General features: G+C 61.3%; 16 protein-coding genes. 10 read left to right on the top strand and 6 right to left on the bottom strand.

Translation table 11 applies throughout. The features are described from left to right. The first annotated feature begins 10 nt into the window (after positions 1-10). Genes L5014_RS34155 through L5014_RS34170 form a run of 4 tightly spaced genes read left to right on the top strand, consistent with a single transcriptional unit; the run spans position 11 to position 4,838 of the window. On the top strand, positions 11-1,693 hold the full coding sequence (locus L5014_RS34155) for a GMC family oxidoreductase (RefSeq protein WP_238468313.1): 1,683 nt from the start codon (positions 11-13) through the stop codon (positions 1,691-1,693). Positions 1,694-1,704: 11 nt separating this feature from the next. Continuing rightward, on the top strand, positions 1,705-2,874 hold the full coding sequence (locus L5014_RS34160) for a dihydrodipicolinate synthase family protein (RefSeq protein WP_238468314.1): 1,170 nt from the start codon (positions 1,705-1,707) through the stop codon (positions 2,872-2,874). Positions 2,875-2,902: 28 nt separating this feature from the next. Further along, positions 2,903-3,463 (top strand): heme-binding protein, encoded by a 561-nt coding sequence (locus L5014_RS34165; RefSeq protein WP_238468315.1) that lies wholly within the window; start codon positions 2,903-2,905, stop codon positions 3,461-3,463. Between the two features lie 43 nt (positions 3,464-3,506). After that, positions 3,507-4,838, top strand: coding sequence for an MFS transporter (locus L5014_RS34170; RefSeq protein WP_238468316.1), 1,332 nt, complete (start codon positions 3,507-3,509; stop codon positions 4,836-4,838). 67 nt (positions 4,839-4,905) lie between these two features. On the opposite strand, the gene L5014_RS34175 is transcribed toward L5014_RS34170, so the two are convergent. Next, positions 4,906-5,841: a helix-turn-helix domain-containing protein gene (locus tag L5014_RS34175; protein WP_238468328.1), complete on the bottom strand. Its 936-nt coding sequence runs from the start codon at positions 5,839-5,841 to the stop codon at positions 4,906-4,908. A 94-nt stretch (positions 5,842-5,935) separates the two neighbouring features. Here L5014_RS34175 and L5014_RS34180 point away from each other — a divergent pair, with 94 nt between their 5' ends. The 3 genes from L5014_RS34180 to L5014_RS34190 all read left to right on the top strand — a co-directional run bounded on the left by L5014_RS34180 (position 5,936) and on the right by L5014_RS34190 (position 9,869). Further along, on the top strand, positions 5,936-7,183 hold the full coding sequence (locus tag L5014_RS34180) for a DUF1479 domain-containing protein (protein ID WP_238468317.1): 1,248 nt from the start codon (positions 5,936-5,938) through the stop codon (positions 7,181-7,183). A gap of 114 nt (positions 7,184-7,297) precedes the next feature. Beyond that, positions 7,298-8,836 carry an FAD-dependent oxidoreductase gene (locus tag L5014_RS34185; protein ID WP_238468318.1) on the top strand — a complete coding sequence of 513 codons (1,539 nt, stop codon included), beginning with the start codon at positions 7,298-7,300 and terminating at the stop codon, positions 8,834-8,836. Positions 8,837-8,849: 13 nt separating this feature from the next. Continuing rightward, the gene (locus tag L5014_RS34190) at positions 8,850-9,869 is read left to right on the top strand and encodes a Gfo/Idh/MocA family protein (protein WP_274389617.1); all 1,020 of its coding nucleotides are present in this window, start codon (positions 8,850-8,852) and stop codon (positions 9,867-9,869) included. Between the two features lie 232 nt (positions 9,870-10,101). Here L5014_RS34190 and L5014_RS34195 read toward each other — a convergent pair whose 3' ends face one another. After that, positions 10,102-10,530 (bottom strand): HU family DNA-binding protein, encoded by a 429-nt coding sequence (locus L5014_RS34195; RefSeq protein WP_238468330.1) that lies wholly within the window; start codon positions 10,528-10,530, stop codon positions 10,102-10,104. Positions 10,531-10,824: 294 nt separating this feature from the next. On the opposite strand from L5014_RS34195, the gene L5014_RS34200 reads away from it, so the two are divergent. Continuing rightward, positions 10,825-10,986 (top strand): hypothetical protein, encoded by a 162-nt coding sequence (locus L5014_RS34200; protein WP_238468319.1) that lies wholly within the window; start codon positions 10,825-10,827, stop codon positions 10,984-10,986. Here the strand turns inward: L5014_RS34200 and L5014_RS34205 are convergent. Further along, positions 10,978-12,693: a phage integrase family protein gene (locus L5014_RS34205; RefSeq protein WP_420800189.1), complete on the bottom strand. Its 1,716-nt coding sequence runs from the start codon at positions 12,691-12,693 to the stop codon at positions 10,978-10,980. The genes L5014_RS34200 and L5014_RS34205 overlap by 9 nt on opposite strands. An 806-nt stretch (positions 12,694-13,499) precedes the next feature. Between L5014_RS34205 and ltrA the strand changes: the two genes are divergently transcribed. After that, on the top strand, positions 13,500-14,978 hold the full coding sequence (ltrA, locus tag L5014_RS34210; protein WP_238468321.1) for a group II intron reverse transcriptase/maturase: 1,479 nt from the start codon (positions 13,500-13,502) through the stop codon (positions 14,976-14,978). A gap of 102 nt (positions 14,979-15,080) precedes the next feature. On the opposite strand, the gene L5014_RS34215 is transcribed toward ltrA, so the two are convergent. From L5014_RS34215 to L5014_RS34225, 3 genes are read right to left on the bottom strand one after another with little or no spacing between them, the layout of a single operon-like run. Beyond that, positions 15,081-16,076, bottom strand: coding sequence for a tyrosine-type recombinase/integrase (locus tag L5014_RS34215; RefSeq protein WP_238468322.1), 996 nt, complete (start codon positions 16,074-16,076; stop codon positions 15,081-15,083). Beyond that, complete coding sequence (locus L5014_RS34220) at positions 16,069-17,007, bottom strand: tyrosine-type recombinase/integrase (RefSeq protein ID WP_238468323.1); 939 nt, start codon at positions 17,005-17,007, stop codon at positions 16,069-16,071. The genes L5014_RS34215 and L5014_RS34220 overlap by 8 nt, the downstream gene beginning before the upstream one ends. Further along, positions 17,004-18,251 carry a tyrosine-type recombinase/integrase gene (locus L5014_RS34225; RefSeq protein WP_238468324.1) on the bottom strand — a complete coding sequence of 416 codons (1,248 nt, stop codon included), beginning with the start codon at positions 18,249-18,251 and terminating at the stop codon, positions 17,004-17,006. The genes L5014_RS34220 and L5014_RS34225 overlap by 4 nt, the downstream gene beginning before the upstream one ends. A gap of 383 nt (positions 18,252-18,634) precedes the next feature. On the opposite strand from L5014_RS34225, the gene L5014_RS34230 reads away from it, so the two are divergent. Then, entirely contained in the window at positions 18,635-18,892 is a 258-nt protein-coding gene (locus tag L5014_RS34230) for an RNA-dependent RNA polymerase family protein (RefSeq protein WP_238468325.1), read from the top strand. Positions 18,893-18,994: the final 102 nt, after the last annotated feature.

The raw sequence follows: 18,994 nt of genomic DNA on the forward strand, positions 1-18,994 counted from the left end.
GGTGAGCATCATGAACACAGAGACGTTTGACTACATCATTACGGGTGGCGGGTCGGCCGGCTGCGTGCTCGCCAACCGCCTGAGCGCCGATCCGGCTGTGAAGGTGTTGTTGCTCGAAGCGGGTGGGTCGGACCGCAATCCGCTCTTTCATATGCCGGCCGGCTTCGCGAAGATGACGCGGGGCATTGGCTCATGGGGCTGGCATACGGTTCCCCAGAAGCATTTGAAGAACCGCGTTCTGCGCTTCACGCAGGCGAAGGTGATCGGCGGCGGTTCGTCGATCAACGCGCAGATCTACACGCGCGGCGTACCGGCCGATTATGACGAATGGGAATCGATTGGCGGCGCCACGGGCTGGAGTTATCACGACGTGTTGCCGTACTTTCGCCGGTCCGAAAACAACCAGCGCTTCGCCAACGAATTCCACGCGTACGGCGGGCCGCTCGGTGTCTCGAACCCGATCAGCCCGTTGCCGATCTGCGAAGCGTTTTTCCAGGCCGGGCAGGAGATGGGCATGCCGTTCAATGCCGACTTCAATGGCGCAAGCCAGGCCGGTCTTGGGTATTACCAGTTGACGCAGTTCAATGCGCGTCGCTCGTCTGCGGCGGTTGCGTTTCTCGAACCGGTGCTCGGTAGACCTAACCTGACCGTGCGGCTTCAGTCGCGCACGTTGCGCGTGATTGTCGAAGATGGGCGCGCCGTCGGCGTCAAGGTGGCGAGCGGCACCGATCGCACGCCGACGACGATTCGCGCAAGCCGCGAAGTCATCGTTTCGTCGGGCGCGATCGGATCGCCGCGCCTGTTGATGCATTCGGGAATCGGACCGGCGGACCATCTCGAGTCGGTAGGGATACGTACCGTTCACGACTTGCCGGGCGTAGGCGCCAACCTCCAGGATCATCTCGATCTTTTCGTGATCGCCGAGTGCACGGGCGATCATACCTACGACAAGTACAACAGGCTCCAGCATGCCGCCTGGGCTGGGCTTCAATATCTTCTGCTGAAGAAGGGGCCGGTCGCGTCGAGCCTTTTTGAAACCGGCGGGTTCTGGTACGCCGAAGGCGCGCCGTCACCTGCGGTTCGCTCACCCGACATCCAGTTTCACCTCGGCTTGGGCTCCGGTATCGAGGCGGGCATGGCGAAGCTGAACAACGCGGGCGTCACGTTGAATACCGCGTATCTGCGGCCGAAATCGCGTGGCACCGTGCGTCTGCCCAATGCCGATCTCAACGCGGCACCACTGATCGACCCAAACTATTGGGAAGACCCGCTGGACCGCAAGGCGGCCATCGACGGATTGCGGCTCGCGCGCGAACTGATGAGCCAGCCGGCAATGCAGCGCTTCGTGCAGGCGGAGATTCTGCCCGGCGCGAAGGTGCGCACTGAAGCGGAACTGTTCGACTATGCCTGCGCGAACGCCAAGACCGACCATCACCCGGTCGGCACCTGCCGTATGGGGCCGGAGGCCAATCCGATGAGTGTCGTCACGCCGGAGTTGCGGCTGATTGGCATTGAGAACCTGCGCGTCGTCGATGCGTCGGTGATGCCCTTCGTGCCGTCGTGCAACACCAACGCGCCGACGATCATGATTGGCGAGAAGGCCGCCGACCACATTCTCGGGCGCGTGCAGCCACCCGCTCAGGCGAGTGCCGATTCGCGTCCAGCGATGACCTCCGCTTCGACCATCCATTGAGAGATCCGATCATGAAGATTCGCCTTCCCAACGCAGACGGTTGCGTCGTGGACTACGTCCTCCAGCGTCCCGAACCGCTGGTCGCACCCCGACCCCCTGCTTTCAATCGCACCGCCTATGCGGCCGCGCACGTTGTCGTCGATCCGATACAACCTTACGAGTCATGGTCCGGTGCACCGGCTATCGACTGGGACAGGACGCTGGCTTTTCGCAGCTACCTCTATGGCCTGGGCTTCAAGGTAGCGGAAGCAATGGACACCGCTCAGCGCGGCATGGGGCTAGGCTGGCAGGGCGCCGCCGAGCTGATCCGCCGCAGTGTCGCACATGCGCGCCAGATTCCGGGCGCCGATCTCGCGTGCGGTGCAGGAACCGATCAGCTCGACGACAGCCGCCGGCACAGTCTGTCCGACGTGATCGCGGCCTACAAGGAGCAGTTCGACGTGGTCGAGAGCGCGGGCGGCCGCGCCATCATGATGGCGAGCCGGGCGCTGTGCGCCGCCGCCCGCTCGGCTGACGACTACAAGAGCGTCTACGACGCCGTGATCGCGGAAAGCCGCAGAAAGGTCGTGCTGCACTGGCTTGGCGACGCGTTCGACGCCTCACTCGACGGCTACTGGGGCAGCCGTGACGTGCGCACGGCGATGGCCACCGTGCTGGAGATCATCCGGCTTCACGCGGGCAAGATCGAGGGCATCAAGATCTCGCTGCTCAATGCCGAATATGAGCGCGAACTGCGCGCGCAGTTGCCTGACGGCGTGAAGATGTACACCGGCGACGACTTCAATTACGGCGACCTGATCGCGGGTGACAGCACGGGCATTTCGCACGCGCTCCTCGGCATTTTCGATCCGATCGCACCGGTCGCAGCGAAAGCGCTGGGCCTGCTCGCGAAACAGGATTTCGAAGGCTACTGCGCAGCCATTGATCCGACCGTTGCGCTTTCGCGCGAGCTGTTCCGCGCGCCGACGCAGTACTACAAGGCTGGCGTCGTGTTTCTGGCATGGCTCAACGGACATCAGGATCACTTCTCGATGGCGGGTGGCATGGAGTCCGCGCGTTCGGTGCTGCATTTCGCGGAGGTCTTTCGCAAGGCCGACGAAGCAGGCGTGTTGATTCGTCCCGAGTTGGCGCTCGAGCGCATGGCGCGCTTTCTGGGCGTGCGTGCAGGCGTGGAGCAATGAGACAGAAGGGCATGTGAGGAGATGGACGATGTCACGACGCAACGGAACCATGCGCGACGAAACATTCGACGAGCAGGCTCGACGCACGACGCTCCCTGTGTTCAATGCCGAGGTGGCGCGCAGGCTGGGGGAGATCACCGTCAACATTGCGGCACGCCGTAGCCTGGCGGTTGCGGTGGGTCTGGCTCTGCCGGAGCGACCGTTGTACTTCTGCGCACTCGACGGCAGCAATGCGGAAAACGTCGACTGGATCCGGCGCAAGCAGAACACGGTCTTCCACTTCGAGCGCAGCTCGCTCGAAGTTGGCGTGATGCTTGAACGTGATGGACAGCGGCTGGTGTCGCTCGATTTGCCGGAGGAACACTACGCGACATATGGAGGCGGCGTGCCGCTGCGTGTGGCGGACGAGGGCATCGTTGGCGCGATGTGCGTCTCGGGACTCGAGCACGTTGCCGATCACGAACTCGTGGTTGAGGCCCTCTGCTGGCATTTGGGCATCCCGCACTTCAACGTGATCCTGACGCAGGTCGCAGCGACTTCGGGCCGGCACGCGAGCCATTCATCCGAACGGCGCGCGACCCGCGCCTGAACGAAGCACGATAACAAGCGATAACGACACAGGAGAAACATTCATGGAAGCGAATGTAGTGCGCAGTGTGATATCGCACGCGCATACCGGAGCGAAGGCTGGCACCCGCGATCTGGTCCGCGTGATTGCGGCGAGCACGGCTGGAAGCGCGATGGAATGGTACGACTTCAGCATCTACGGCACGGCGTCCGCGCTGATCTTTGCTGATCTGTTCTTTCCGGGGCTCAGCAAGGCAGCGGGCCTGCTCGCGATTTTCGGTGCCTACGCGGCAGGATTCTTCGCGCGGCCTGTGGGCGGGCTGTTCTTCGGCTGGCTCGGCGACCGGCTTGGGCGCAAGGTCGTCCTGGTCGCAACTGTGCTGCTGATGGGCGGGTCGACGTTCTGCATCGGCCTGCTGCCGACTTATGCGAGCGCAGGCGTGTGGTCGACCGTGTGCCTGGTGGCGTTGCGGCTGTTGCAGGGCTTTGGCGCCGGCGCGGAACAGGCGGGCGCTTCGCTGATCGTCTCCGAGTTTGCTCCGGCTGAGCGGCGCGGCTTCTATGCCGCACTGCCGTTCGCGGGCTGCATCATCGGCATTCTGCTGGCCGGTGCGATGTTTACATGGGTGCAGCATCTGCCGAAGGACGTTTTCTACGCGTACGGCTGGCGCATTCCGTTTCTCTTCAGCGCGCTGGTCGTGCTCGCGGGCATCGTGATCCGCATGCGGGTGAAGGAAAGCCCCGTGTTCGAGGACATCCAGCGTCGCGGGCATACCAGCGAGCGGCCCGTGCGCGATCTGCTGACCGATTCGCGCCGTACGCTGCTCGTGGCGTTCGGGCTGCGCGTGGGCGAGAACGGGTCGTCGTACCTGTATCAGGTGTTCGCACTCAGCTACCTGACGAAGGTGCTGCTCGTCGACAAGTCGGTCGGCACGCTCGATATCACCATCGCGGCCGGGCTGGCTGTGGTGACGATTCCGCTGATGGGCTGGCTGTCCGACCGGTTCGGACGCCGCATCATGTATCGGCTGGCCGCGCTCTTCACCTGTGCATGGGCATTTCCCGCTTTCTGGCTCTTCAACACGAAGGATCCGGTGTGGATCATCGTCGGCATGAGCGTGGCGATTGGCGTTGGCGTGTTCGGGATGTACGGCATACAGGGCGCGTATTTTCCGGAGTTGTTCAGTGCGCGCTATCGCTATACCGGCGTAGCGGTCAGCAAGGAGTTCGCAGCGGTGGCGTCGGGCGGCGTCGCGCCTTTCATCGCAGCGGCATTGATCGGCTGGTCGGGCGGCGCGTATTGGCCGATTGCAACCTATATCGTCGTATTGGCGGGAGTGACTTTCCTGTCAACGTTCTTTGCGCCCGAGACGCGAGGTTGCGATCTGGCCGAATGAATTGGCGTGTGCGGGGCGCGTTTGCAGGCGCCACCATAGCGGTATTGCGCTGGCGCCTGAATTCCATCTACGGCCGCTTTTCCAGCGAAAGCGGCCTGGATTCGAGGGGCCGCGACTCCTCCGGCGCCGGGTTCGCTTGTGCAAACGTATCACGATAAGCAGCCGGGGTTGTCTGCTTCACGGCCCGGAATTGCCGGTTGAAGTTGGCGACGTTCGGAAAACCCGATCGCGCAGCAATGATGGAGACGGGCCACGCCGTCGTAACGAGCATCCGGCACGCGTGGCCAATGCGAACCCGATTCAGGTATTTGCCGACGCTTTCGCCCAGATGCTGAACGAAATAGCGGTTGAGCGTGCGCTCGGAAAGCGTTGCTGCCTCGGCCAGTTCCTGGAGCGTCAGGCGCTCGGCAAAGCGTGCGTCGATGACGCTCAATGCGCGATTCAGGCGTTCGGGTTCGTGGCCCGATGGGCGGCCCACCTGCCCTTGGCTGAAAGCGGCAGGGGAGGCGAGCGGCGTCGCGTCCCTGTCTGCGAGCTCGCACAACACGTTGAGGGCGGCGCTCAACCGCGCCCTCGGTGATTTCGACAGCAGTGCATCGGCCTGTTGACTGACCGTCAATCCGGCTTCTGGTGAAAAGGCGAGGCCGGATGCACCGCGACGCAAAAGCTTACGGAGCGGTTCGTATTCGGGGCAGCAGTCCGCAAGGCGCCTTGCCCAGTCGCCGTTAAACCAGATCACGATCGCCACCTGCGGTGCACCGGCATCGATCGACTTGTTCGAGGCCCACGTATGCGGCAGATCCGGCGGAACGAGCACGAGGTCGTTGCCTTCGTAGTCGTCGACCGAATCGCCGATATAGCGCTTGCCACGACTGTTCATCGTGAGCGTGAGTTCGTACTCGGGATGGTGATGCAATTCGAACGGTATGCGGGGGAGCTTGCGGTGATAAACCCGGATGGAACACCCGGCATCCATCGTGACGTGTTCGTATGCAGGTTTCATGGCCGGATACGCAAAGAGATTGTCTGAATTGTATATCTTCTCGGGCGCGTCGGGGGCTAAGCTTTGGGCACTACAACACACACGGAGACGCATCATGGAATCCCTCCACATTGAAGATTTGCCGGCCGCAATCCGCTCGGTAAAGAAGCAACTGCGCGAGAGCCTTCCCAACTACCGGGAAGTGTTCGAGCAGGTCGACGCCGAAATCCGGCGCAAGGTCGATGTGATTACGCAGGAGCGCCAGCGCGGCGAATCGGTGATCCCGGAGATCCCGTTCGCGGACATTGCCGCGGGCCGCGTGAGCGAGCAGGCCATCGCCGCGATCAAGGAGCGCGGAGCGTGTGTTGTACGCGGCGTATTCAGCCCCGAACGAGTTGGGGCATGGGACGATGAGATCGCGCAATACGTCGAGCGTAATCGACTGGACGACAAGCTCGCCCATCGCGCCGAAGACAAGTTTTTTGGCACGCTCGCATCGAGCAAGCCGCAAATTTACGGCATTTACTGGTCTGGCCCGCAAGTCGAGGCGCGACAGTCTGCCGAGCTCACCCAGACACGTGTCTTTTTGAACCGGCTCTGGAAGTGGGAGAGTGAAGGCCAGATTCACTTTGATCCGGACAGGGTTCCTGTCTACGCGGACCGCCTGCGCCGGCGTCCTCCGGGCTCCGAATCGCTGGGGCTCTCCGCACATTGTGATGGCGGGTCAGTGGAGCGATGGCTGGATGACAATTTCCGGCGTGTCTATCGTCACGTCTTCAGCGGTGAGTGGTGCCGGTATGATGCCTTCGACGCGGCCTGGCGGCCACAGGCGCGAGAGATCCGTTCTCCGACGGTCTGTTCGATGTTCCGCACGTTTCAGGGGTGGACCGCGCTCACTCCCCAAGGGCCGGGGGATGGAACGTTGCAGCTTGTGCCGATCGCGAACGCGATGGTGTATGTCCTGTTGCGCGCGCTTCAGGACGACGTCCCCGACGAAGATCTGTGTGGTGCAATGCCGGGCCGCGCCCTGTCTATCGATGCAAAGTGGCACGCGCCGCTTCACGAAGCGCTTTCATCCATTCCATTGATGCAGGCCGGAGATACCGTCTTCTGGCATAGCGATGTGATTCACGCGGTCGAGGACGCGCATCGTGGAACCGGATACAGCAACGTGATGTACATCGCGGCGGCGCCCGGCTGCGCGAAAAACGACGAATACCTGAAACGGCAACTGCCGACTTTCCTGCGAGGCGAAAGCCCGCCCGACTTTCCTGCCGACAACTTTGAGACCGATTTTGTTGGCCGGGCGACCGAAGACAGCCTGACGGAACTCGGAAAAACACAGCTCGGATTCGACCTCTGATCCAGCAACCCGGTATGCAACGTCCCTCGCGCGGCGACTCGCACGAGGACAGATGCGCGTCGTGGAATCGTCAGGACGACCATGGCGAGATCAATAGAAGATATGGAGACTGCAATGCACGCCGACGTTGTCATCATTGGTTCGGGTGTAGGAGGGAGCGCCGTTGCATGGCAACTGGCTCAGACGGATGCGCGCGTGCTGATTATTGAGCGCGGCGATAATCTGCCACGGGAGCTGGAGAACTGGGATGCCGAGGCCGTGTTTGGGCAGCTTCGTTACCGGACACGCGAAACCTGGCTGAACGGCGCGAACCAGCGATATCGCCCTGGTCAGTACTATTTCGTTGGTGGACATACGAAATTCTTCGGGACAGCAATGTTTCGATTCAGGGAGGCGGATTTCAGTGAGGTGCAGCACGAAGAGGGTGTCTCTCCAGCATGGCCGATCTCCTATGCGGATCTCGCGCCGTACTATGACCTCGCCGAATCGCTCTTTGGCATCAGGGGGGATGTGAGTGGGGACCCAACCGAGCCGCCGCATTGCCGCCCCTATCCGCATCCTCCCGTGCCAGACGAGCCCGCGATTGCGAAGCTGCGCCGAGCGTTCGAACGCCAGGGGCTCCATCCCTTCCATATGCCGACGTCCATTGATCTGGGTTCCGGGGGAGGCTGCATTCGTTGTGGGACCTGCGATGCCTTTCCTTGCCGCATCGATGCGAAGGGCGACGCGGAGAAATGCCTGCTACGCCCGGCCATGCGGCGCGGTTCCGTCACGCTGATGACCGGCGCACGCGTCACTCGCCTGGTGACGGACACGACGGGAAAAAGGATCGTATCGGCGGAGGTCGAATCGCGCGAAGGCCGAAAAACCGTGACCGGCGACACCTTCATACTGTCCGCCGGCGCGATCAACAGCGCAGCCTTGTTGCTTGCGTCGGCCAATTCGCGCATGCCGCAGGGCCTCGCTAACTCCTCGGGTGCAGTGGGGAGGTATTACATGAACCACAATTGCACGGCCGTCCTCGCGATCGATCCGCGCCATGTGAACGACACCCGGTTTCCGAAAACGCTATCCGTGAACGACTTCTACTTCGGAACCGAACACGACGAGTGGCCGCTCGGCAATATCCAGATGCTTGGCAAGATTCGCGAAGCGATGCTGCGAGGCGCGATGCCATACATGCCAACGCGCGCGCTTCGCTACCTGAGTGACCACAGTGTGGACCTGTACGCGATGTCCGAGGATCTGCCGGATCGCGATAGCCGGATCGAGTTGACGGAGCAGGGCGAGATCAGGCTTCTGTGGAAACGCACGAACCTGAAGCCGCATGCGCGACTTGTCAGGAAAGCAAAGGAAATTTTGCGTCGCTCGGGATTTCCACTCGTTGTGAGCCGTCGATTTGGTGAGGACACGCCGTCACATCAATGCGGCACGGTCCGCTTCGGTGCCGATCCTGCAGCGTCGCCGCTGGATCCGTTGTGCAAGGCGTATGACCACGACAACCTCTATGTTGTCGATGCAGGGTTCTTTCCATCGTCCGCTGCCTTGAATCCGGCGTTGACGATCGCTGCGCAAGCTTTGCGTGTGGGGGAATCGCTGTGCCGCAGCCTTGGCCCGTCGGCCACGGCTATTCAGACTGTTGAACCGACCTGAAAGGAGACGAAAGATGGGAACCATTGTTCATTGGGCGCTCGTGGGCGCCAGCACGATTGCGGAAGAATGGATGATCAACGCCATTCGCGCTCAGCCCGATGGCGCGATCAAGGCCATCGTCAGTGGCGACATTGGACGCGCCCGGAAATTCGCGGACAAGCATGCCATCGCGCAAGCCAGTGCTGATCTGGACGAAGTACTCAAAGACCCGCAAATAAACGCGATCTATATCAGCAGTACAAATGAAAAGCACCTGCCGCAGGTTCTCGCAGCGGCCGCCGCGGGCAAGCACGTGCTCTGTGAAAAGCCTCTCGCGCTCACCACCGACGACGCCAGGAAGATGATCGAAGCCTGCGCTCGTCACAATGTCGTTCTCGCGACCAATCACCATCTGCGCTGCGCGGCCACGCATCGGCGTATGCGCGATCTGATCCGGGAGGGTGCGATCGGCACGCCGCTGTTTGCTCGCGTCTTTCACGCCGTTTCGCTGCCGCCGCACTTGCGCGGCTGGCGTATCGAGCGGCCAGAAGCCGGCGGCGGCGTTGTGCTCGACATCTCGGTACACGACGTCGATACCTTGCGCTTTCTGCTCGACGCGGAACCTGTCGAGGTGAGCGCCATGACCACGTCGGGAAGCATGGGAAACGCCGGGCTCGCGGACGGCGTGATGGGCATCATTCGGTTTGACAACGGTGTGCTTGCGCAGATACACGATGCGTTCACCGTTCCCTTCGCAGCCACGGGACTTGAGGTACATGGCTCCGAAGGCTCACTGCTCGGGCGTGATGTGATGACCCAGCGGCCGATCGGGGAACTGACGCTGCGAACCGCACGAGGCGAGGAACGGATCGAGGTCTCGCATGGCGACCTGTATGTCACGGGGGTTGCCCAGTTCCATCGCGCCGTTACGGCAAATGAGAGCCCGGCTGCCAGCGGCCGTGACGGGTATCTGTCGCTTGCTACGGCGCGCGCCCTCGAAGAGTCGGCGGAAAAGCATCGCCACGTGAGCGTCCAATCTCCGGATTTGCGCTAACGCTCCGGCCTGTCCGATTCAAGGATACGGGCGGAAGAAAGCCGCCCGATAGGTTCCACCAGCATGGACTTGTGGCGCAATGCGAATATCGGGGACCTGACGTTCGGTATCAACGGAGATGCTGGTTACCAGAGACATCGCTCGAAACGCGAATATACATAAAATAAACGCCAGTCTGAAAACAAAAAGCCCGCTCACAATGGCGGGCTTCCTGTCAACGTCGCAACGGGCCTCAGGCTGCGGCGGCGTCCTTCAGCTTCTTCAGCGCGCGAATCTTCAGCTTCACCGTTGCAGGCTTTGCATCGAACCAGCGCTCTTGACCGGTGAACGGGTCCTTGCCGAAGCGCTTTTTCTTCGCGGGGACAGCCTGGACGCCGATTTTCACCAGCCCCGACAGCGTGAACTCACCTGCACCCTTCTTATGCACTGAGCCCAGAATCGTGTCTTCGAGCGCCGCCAGAACGGCTTTGGCTGCTTTCGGCTCGACACCGGCTTTTTCGGCAACGTGCGTTGCCAACGAGGCCTTCGTGAACGTTTCCTTCAGCGGCTTGAGTGCGCCATTGGTCGCAGCCTTCTTCGCCGGCGCAGCAGCCTTCGGTGCTGCCTTCGTTGCGGCCGGCTTTGCAGCCTTCGGTGCTTTCGCTGCGGTCTTCGTTGCCATGAATAATCCTCTATCAGGTTGAGAACCGCTTAAGACGGTGCACGACGCCTTGCGTTGCTGCACCGTCTTAAGCTGGCGCCTAGCGTATCAATGGTTTTCGCGATTCGCAACAGGAAAACGCCTTCTGGCAAGCCATTTTTTCATCGCCAGCGCAAAAAGCCCAGGACGTGCGCCAGTCTTCGCAGCGGGCGGGAGTGAGAGCTGCGTCCGAATAGGGAAAAACGCACAGTCCGACCGTCCGCATGCATCTGCGTATCGGTGAACAGGGACGGCAGGACAAGGAGCAACCTCCGTATGAACCTGCTTGAGCACGGACCATCTGTCGGTAAGGCAACCTACCTGGGTTACGGCGCTTTACGACTCAAAGGGCTGGCTGCGGCGGTGAGCGGCGGGCTGAATGCGCGCGATGGGCTGGAAATCATGGGACACGCGGGATCCATGTTTTCCTCACTTTGACTTCGTGAAAGCCTCCGCGATCTGCCGTGCCCGCTTGACCTCGTCGCTGTGCAGGTAGATGGAAGTCGTCGACACCGAGGCATGCCGAAGGTTGTCCCGCACGGTGGTGAGTTCCGCGCCGCGGCCGAGGGCGTGCGTCGCGTGCGTGTGGCGCATCCAGTGCGGGCTCGCGCGCCGGAGTTTTTCCGCGAGCGGCGCGTGGTCGGCCTCGATGGCAAGCGCCGCCAGTACAAAGAACCTGCGCATCACCATCCAGAGGCGCGTGCCGCTGATGGCGGTGCCGCTGTCTGCGTGGGTACCGCCGTCGAGACTGCCGATCATGGGCGTTTGCGGATTCCAGCGCACGGGCAGGACCGGCAGCCCGCGTTCGGCGAGATACCGGGCGAGCGCGTCCCACGCGAGCGGCGGCAGCGCGACGCTTCCCCGTTTCTTGCCTTTCCCCGTGACACGCAGCCAGTGGTCGCCGCGCGGGTCCGTCTCTACGTGGCCCAGCGTTGCACCGATGAGCTCGCTCGCGCGCAGACCGGTCGCATAGCCGAAATCCAGCAGGAAGCGCAGCCGCTGCGCGGCCGGCGCCGACCAGCGCGGTGACCCCTCCGACGACCACTCGAGCCCGTCCGCGATCGTCCGCACGAGCGCCCATTCGCCTTCGGTGAACGCGTGCGAGGTATCGAGCACCCGGGTGCCCGTCGCGTCGCGCACCTTCACGCCGGCAAAGGGATTGGCGAGCACATAGCGCTGCTCGATGAGCCAGCGGAACAGGGCGCCGAGAATCGACAGGGCATGCGCGACCGAGCGCGCGGAGAGGCTGCCGTTGAACGGTCGCCAGTCCGGCGAGGTGCGCGCCCGTACCGGTCCGACCCAGCGGCCCCGCGGTGAAGGATGACGCAGGAACGTGCGGTAGGCGAGGGCATCTTCGGTCGTGAGTGAGGAGAGCGCGCGGCCGCGTTCGACGATGGCCCACAGGATCAGGCGCTCGGCCTCCTTGCGGTAGGTGCGCTGCGTGGCGGGCGACTCGTGCAATGCGAGCCAGGTCTGCACGGCCTCGTAGTCGTTGGACGCGTCGAGCGTGCAGGTGGCAACGGGTGCGCGAAACGTTCCGGCGGAGCCGTCCACCTCATGCGGCAGGCTGATTGACTCCCACGGCACGATGTCATTGCGCCGGGTCGCGACGACCAGCGCGCGGGCCTTCTCGGTGAGGGCGGGCCAGGCGGCGAAGAACGCCTCGATGGCGCGGGCGCTCGCCATGCCGAGCCCGGGCACGGCCTTCCACCACTGGCGGCGGCGCGGGATGCGCACGGTCAGATCCGCGAGCGTCGTGATGCCGTGCGCGTGCAGCACGCGCACCGCGCGCGGCGCGAACCACTGCGCGATGGCGTCAGCGATCTGCGGCTCGGGAGGGCGCGCGGTGCGCAGGGCGTCGATCGCCTGGGCGACGGCCTTCGCGTGCTGTTTGCGTTCTTCCGCGGGATGGTCGAAGAGGGCCGCCAGATCATCGCGATGCGCTGCGCGGGCGAGGGCCTGCAGGCGGCGCCGCAGGGTGCCGAGCACGCCGCGCGCGGACTGGCCGTCGCCCAGCCGCCCGGGCAGGTAGCGCGCCACGGCCTGGCGCACGGCGAGGCCGGAATACCAGGCGCGCAGCATGGCGAGTTCATCCGCATCGGGAAAACCGGCGGGTTCGGGGGCGGGCGGGGCGGGGACCCGCATCGGGCGATTTTTCATACCAGCAAGTTTAATGCATAAACAGACGACTTATGATAAGAAAACTTAGTGTGTCACGAACGCGGGCGAAAGCCTGCGGTGCTGTACTGAAGATGGGAGCAGGCCTCCCGAAGTCGGCTTTCAGGAGCAGGCTTCAAACCGCCCGGTGCTGCTGCGTCCAAAAGGCGCGGTGGTGAGCGACTGTGGAAAAGTCACCCGTCGAGGGTGGCAGGTACGTGTTGAGCAGATGAGCGAAAGCGAACCGTCCGATGACGCATCGTTACTTATTTAAAGGCGCTGTCAAAACTGGGGTCGTAAGTTTGCTCCAGGATCAGTCGGGACGACACCTGATTACGGACTCGATGGCAGCCGGTGTAAAGGCGGCATGAACTCAATACAGGCTTCGGTATGGAACGTGAGAACCTTGCTTCGGATGTGAAGGGAAAAGACAAATGGGTGCGCCGGGAGACCGGTAAGGAGTAGATGGTGAAAGTCCATTACGATGAAGGCGTAGCGAACCACATCGGCCCCAAGCCGTGCGCTGGCGTCCGCGAGGATGTCGGCGAAGCGTCGGTAGGGGAGCGTGCAGGCCAGCCATTGAGCCGCGATATCTTTAACGTCTCGGGTGCCGACGTCGTCTATTTGGCGGAAGGCAACACGGAGGGGCGCGCCTTCGCGAGCGCCTCAACGACCTGGCGCGGTCGCAGACCCTGGCATGCACGGACGCTCCTTGCGCGGGAACCGGGAGATCTCTCGTCTGGCCTGTCGCAACATTGGCAGGTCCGCATCGGGAAGGCGAGGAGCCGAAGCCGATGATGAACGGACGGGAGAAGTCAGACTCCGCCGTAGTAGCTACGAAGCCCGCGAACAACACCGGGAAACCGGCTGCGGAGTGGGTGGAGCCAAGGGCGGGGACCAAGGGGAACACGGGTCAGTTCAACACGTGCCGGGCACAGAACCGGGAAAGCGTGTCACACGGGCTGGAACGTGTACGGCAGGCTGCAAGGCAGCGGAAGAAGGAACGGTTCACTGCGCTGCTGCACCATGTCACCATCGACCGGCTGCGAGAGTCATTCCATGCGCTCAAACGCAAGGCGGCTCCCGGAGTGGACGGTATGACATGGCAGTACTTCGAGGCAGGGCTGGAAGATAATCTCCAGCGCCTGCACAAACAGGTACAAAGCGGCGCGTATCGGGCGCTGCCCGTTCGGCGACAGTACATACCGAAGCCGGATGGCAAACAGCGCCCGCTGGGAATTGCCGCGCTGGAGGATAAAATCGCCCAGCGCGCGGTGGTCGAAGTTCTCAACGCTATCTACGAAGAAGACTTCCTTGGCTTCTCGTATGGGTTTCGGCCCGGGCGCAGTCAGCACGATGCGATGGATGCGTTATCAGTGGCCATCGATCGCACCCGAGTGAACTGGATACTGGACGCCGATATACGGAACTTCTTTGACGGCCTCAGTCAGGAATGGCTGGTCCGTTTTCTGGAGCACCGGATTGGCGACCAACGCATCATCCGCCTTGTGCGCAAGTGGCTCAAGGCGGGCGTTCTGGAAGATGGAGAACTTAGCGTCAGTGAAACCGGTACACCGCAAGGGGCAGTGGCGTCGCCGCTGCTCGCGAACGTGTACCTGCACTACACTTTCGATCTCTGGGCTCAACGGTGGCGACGGCTGGAGGCCAAAGGCCACGTGATCATCTCGCGGTACGCGGATGATATCGTGGTCGGCTTCGAGCATGAAGCTGACGCGAGGCGCTTCTGGGACGCGATGCGAGCGAGGCTGGAAAAGTTTGAGCTTACGCTACACCCGGAGAAGACAAGGCTGCTGGAGTTCGGCCGCTATGCGGCGGCTCGGCGGCAGCGGCTGGGTCTTCCCCGGCCAGAGACGTTCACCTTCCTGGGTTTCATCTTCATCTGTGGGCGCTCACGCCGCGGTGCCTTCCAGCTACAGCGGAAGAGCCGTGGAGATCGCATGCGGGCGAAGCTCAGGCAGATCAAGGATGATCTCCGAAGGCGCTGGCACGATTCGATTCCAGAGCAGGGGAAATGGCTCAAGCAGGTCGTTCAGGGGTACTTTGCATATCATGCAGTGCCCACAAACTTCCGTGCGCTTCACGCTTTTCGCCATCACGTCCGAACCCGGTGGATGCGCGCGCTGCGGCGTCGCAGCCAGAAGGATCGCACATCCTGGGCGCAAATGACGCGAATCGCAGATACATGGCTCCCGCGTCCCCGCATACTTCATCCGTGGCCGAACCAGCGCTTTGCCGTCAAACACCCGAGGTAGGAGCCGTATGCCAAATGTGGCGCATATCCATATGTGGCGTCGATCCTTCGTGCGTCGCTAAAATGGGCGGAGTGTCGGATCGACGACCACATATAATTCCAGCTACAGCCTACGCAGGAACTCCATCAATCCTGGCTGTTCTCTCCAGTGCTTCCTGAATTTCCCGCCATCTAATGGAGCACAAGTGGCCAACGCTCTCGCTTTGGTTTCCAGATCAATTTCGGCGTAGACGTTCGTCGTATTAAGCGACACGTGACCGAGCCAGCCGCGGATCGTGTTGATATCGACACCGGACCGAAGTAGCGCCGTCGCGGAGGAATGTCGAATCGTGTGTGGACTGACGCGCTTGCTCTCCAATGATGGGGCTAGCATGCTAGCTCTGGATGCGGACCGCTCGACCAACGTATGAATACCGAAGCGAGTGACTGGCTGGCCACAGCGGTTCAGGAAGACGTGATCGAGTTGGCTGCGCCCAGCGATTAGCGGCATGAGTTGATTAGCCATCGTCGGCCACAACGGGCAAAGGCGCAGCTTTCGACCTTTCCCAATGATTCTGACAAACAGGCCTGGCAAGTCGACGTCCCGAATCAGAAGCTGTGCGGCTTCGCTCGCACGTGCCCCCGAATTGTAGAGAAACAGCAGCAATGCATAGTCACGCTGACCCTGTGCAGTTTCCCGATCGGGCGCAGAAAGGAGCGCATCCATTTCGGCCTTATCCAGATAGGTGATGCCCGGCTGGCTGGTCTTCTTATAAGGAATGAGGCGAATCTGGGCACACCAGTCCACATGCTCAGGGCTGTGCTCGCCAACAAAACGTGCGAAGGCATGGAGGGCACCCAAACGCTGGTTCCGGGTACTTACCTCGCACTTACGCTGCTGTTCCAGATGCTCCAGAAACGATCGTGCGAGTTTCGGCGAGAGATCAACGACGGTGAGGCGGTCGATAGGTTTCCTGAGCTTCTTTGCCAAGAACGGCAAGAGCAACGTCAGCATGTCGCGATAGCTTCTTTGAGTGTTGAGAGCGAGATTACGCTCTCCGACCAGATGCTCAAGCAGAAAGCGTCGGACCCACGGCCCGAGAAGAGTCGAATCACGCATGGGAAGCCTCCATCGCAAAACGTTCGAATCGCAAACTAGCTTCGCGCAGCAGTTCGGGAGTGAGGGTAAGGTAGCGCTGCGTACCGGCAATGTGGACGTGCCCGAGATAGGTTGCAAGCTGAGGCAACAGGCGCTGAACATCGGCCCCGCTGCGATACCAGGCAATGAGCCGATGAACTACGGCCGTGTGCCGCAGATCGTGAAGCCGGGGTTGATAACGGGCACCATCGTGCCGAAAAACGCCGGCACGATTTCGCACTCGTCTGAAAGCGTTCTCGGCAACGCGGACGGTGATTGGACTACCATCGCGGCAGGGGAATACCGGAGACTCTGGTCTGCAAGAATACCTCCTGTTGCGATTTGCGATGAACTGACCAAGAGCCTTGGCGAGGTCCGGTCCCATCGGGACCAGCCGCGTGTTATAAAACTTGCTTTCTCGAATGTACAACACCGATTGCTCGAGATCCAGATCAGCCATCGTCAGTGAAAGTGCCTCGCTGATCCGGAGAGCGGCTCCATACAGGAGCAGAAGCAGCGTACGGAGGACTTGAGGATCAATGCGAGTGCGTGGATGATCAATAGACGAGGCGACATCGAGCAAGCGACGCAGTTCCGCGCGAGTATAGATATACGGCACGAACGCCAGCGGTGGTTTAGGGACATGCGAAGGCAACGGCGAGCGTGTCGCGTAGCCCCGTGCGATAGCAAAGCGATAAAAACCTGAGATCGCTCCATGCTTGCGTTCCCAGAATGAAGTGACAGGTCCGGTTCCGGCTAGATATGCAAGTACCTCATCAGGTCGGACTTCTGTCATTGGAATATCACCCAGAGCTCGACAGAAAGACTTTAGCGTACGGGCTTCCGTGTTGAATCGCATACCCACTGAGCGCTTGTAGGTCACGTACATTGCCACAGCGGCGGAGAGTTTCATAGCAACCCCCGTAGATCAAATTCAGCGACTCGCCGAAGTCCACCTAGATCTGTCTTGGCGTAAATGCGGGTGGCGTAAGTACTTCGATGTCCAAGATGATCACCGATTTGCTTCAGAGAAAATCCAGAGGCGACAAGGTGACAGGCACAGGCGTGTCGAAGGCAATGCGGGCCGAGCCCCGGACCCCGCCAACGCAACAAATCCAGACGGCTCTTTACTACGTAGTACATACCGCTAGGCGACAACGGTCGAAGGGGAGCCTTAAGAGTCAGAAACAACTCTCGTCGGGAGCACGAAGGCCGGACTTCCCGAAGGTAACGCAGAATCGCCTCGCCTACCACGTATGTCAGTGGGTAAGTCTGGATTCGGCGCTGTTTGGGACGAGTTACGCGAATGATCTCGTGCTCCCAGTCAATGTCCTCCAGTAGCAGATGTGCCACTTCCCCACTTCGCAATCCGTATATGGCTAAGAACATCAAAATTGCGTGGTCGCGAATGTCACGGGCCGCTTCGCTGTCGCCGGTGGTCGTGATGAGGCGTTGAACCTCATCCCACGCGGGCCCGCGAGGTAGCCCTTCTTGCCTGAATATGCGTGGAGCGCTGATTCCATCGGCGAACCCGGTGGCGCACCACTGCTGGTGCTCGGCGTACAGGAAGAAGTTGCGGAATGCGTCGGCTGCTGAAGATACCGAAACCCGGCACCAGCCATGGTCGCCCTGGCGGGCAAGATAGGTGTCGATCTCTTCCAGGGATATACGGCTTAACGAGCGCTTTTGAATGGGCAGCGAGTCGAAAAACGTCGCGAGGTGCCAGCATCGATTACGAATGGTGGCCGCTGCCAGGCCACGCTCGTCTCGCATGAATGCCGCGAATTGTTCAATCTCGTCCGCGAACGGGCCCGTCTTGTTCGGGGACAGCTTCATGCGGCCAATGAAGCGCAACCATGAAGTCGCAGTCGCGATAAACCACCGCCGCGACCATTCGCCCGTCCGGGCGCGCTTGTGCCGCTTCTGATGCGTGGCCCAACGATCGGCGGCAAGTCCAATCTCCTGAGCAGTGATCTGGCGCCTGCCCATATGCAGGCCCTGCGCAACGACCAGCAGTTCACTGGCAAGTTGCGCCAACGTCGCGCGAGACAATCCTTGCTCTGCGCAATGCAGCAGAAACCTCTCACGTGCTTCAGCCTGCGGCCCGTTCCGGTGGCGCGCCACGACCTTGGCGTAAGAAAACAGAGTCTCAAACATGATCGGACCTCCTTGCTGAACTCAGATCCGAACACCAGTATCCAAGGAAATTCGAAGAACTATATGTGGTCTTGATCTACCGGATTTCCGCTGCCAGAGAAGGGGGCAGCATTGGCCGCCACATATGGATAAACGCCACATTACGCATAGTATGTTGGCAAACACATACTATGCCCGAATTGGGCACGTACGGATCTGTGCGGGGGGTGCCCGGTAACGGGCATCCCTACCGCGATCAGACACCATGAGGATGAATACCGATGCCGGAGTGAGGGGCGGAGCCGCCCGTAGTAGTGCTGAAGCCTTTGTAATGAAGGTGGAGCGAAGGGGCGGCGTTATCCTGTTGACGAAGGTCACCAACCTGCGCTGTGGGGATGAGTGACATGACATCAACGAAACCGTACAGCATTGCGAAGCGGGTCGTGTGGGAAGCGTACCAGTTGGTGAGGGCCAATCGCGGCGCTGCGGGCGTGGATGATGAAACCATCGCCATGTTCGAGCAGAACCTTTCGGGAAATCTGTACAAGCTGTGGAACAGGATGTCGTCGGGGTCGTACTTCCCACCGCCGGTGAAGCAGGTTGAGATTCCGAAAGCCAAGGGCGGCACGAGAAAACTGGGGGTTCCGACGGTGATTTCATAATGCACCTCTGCCAGTTGAGTGTTGGAATGTTACCGCTGAAGATGTCCTGAAGTGCGTATCCAACGCCGCAGTTGTTGTTCTTTGGTGCGATTGAGCGTGATC

The sequence above is a fragment of the Paraburkholderia tagetis genome, from assembly GCF_022213065.1.
GTDB classification, from domain to species: Bacteria; Pseudomonadota; Gammaproteobacteria; order Burkholderiales; family Burkholderiaceae; genus Paraburkholderia; species Paraburkholderia tagetis.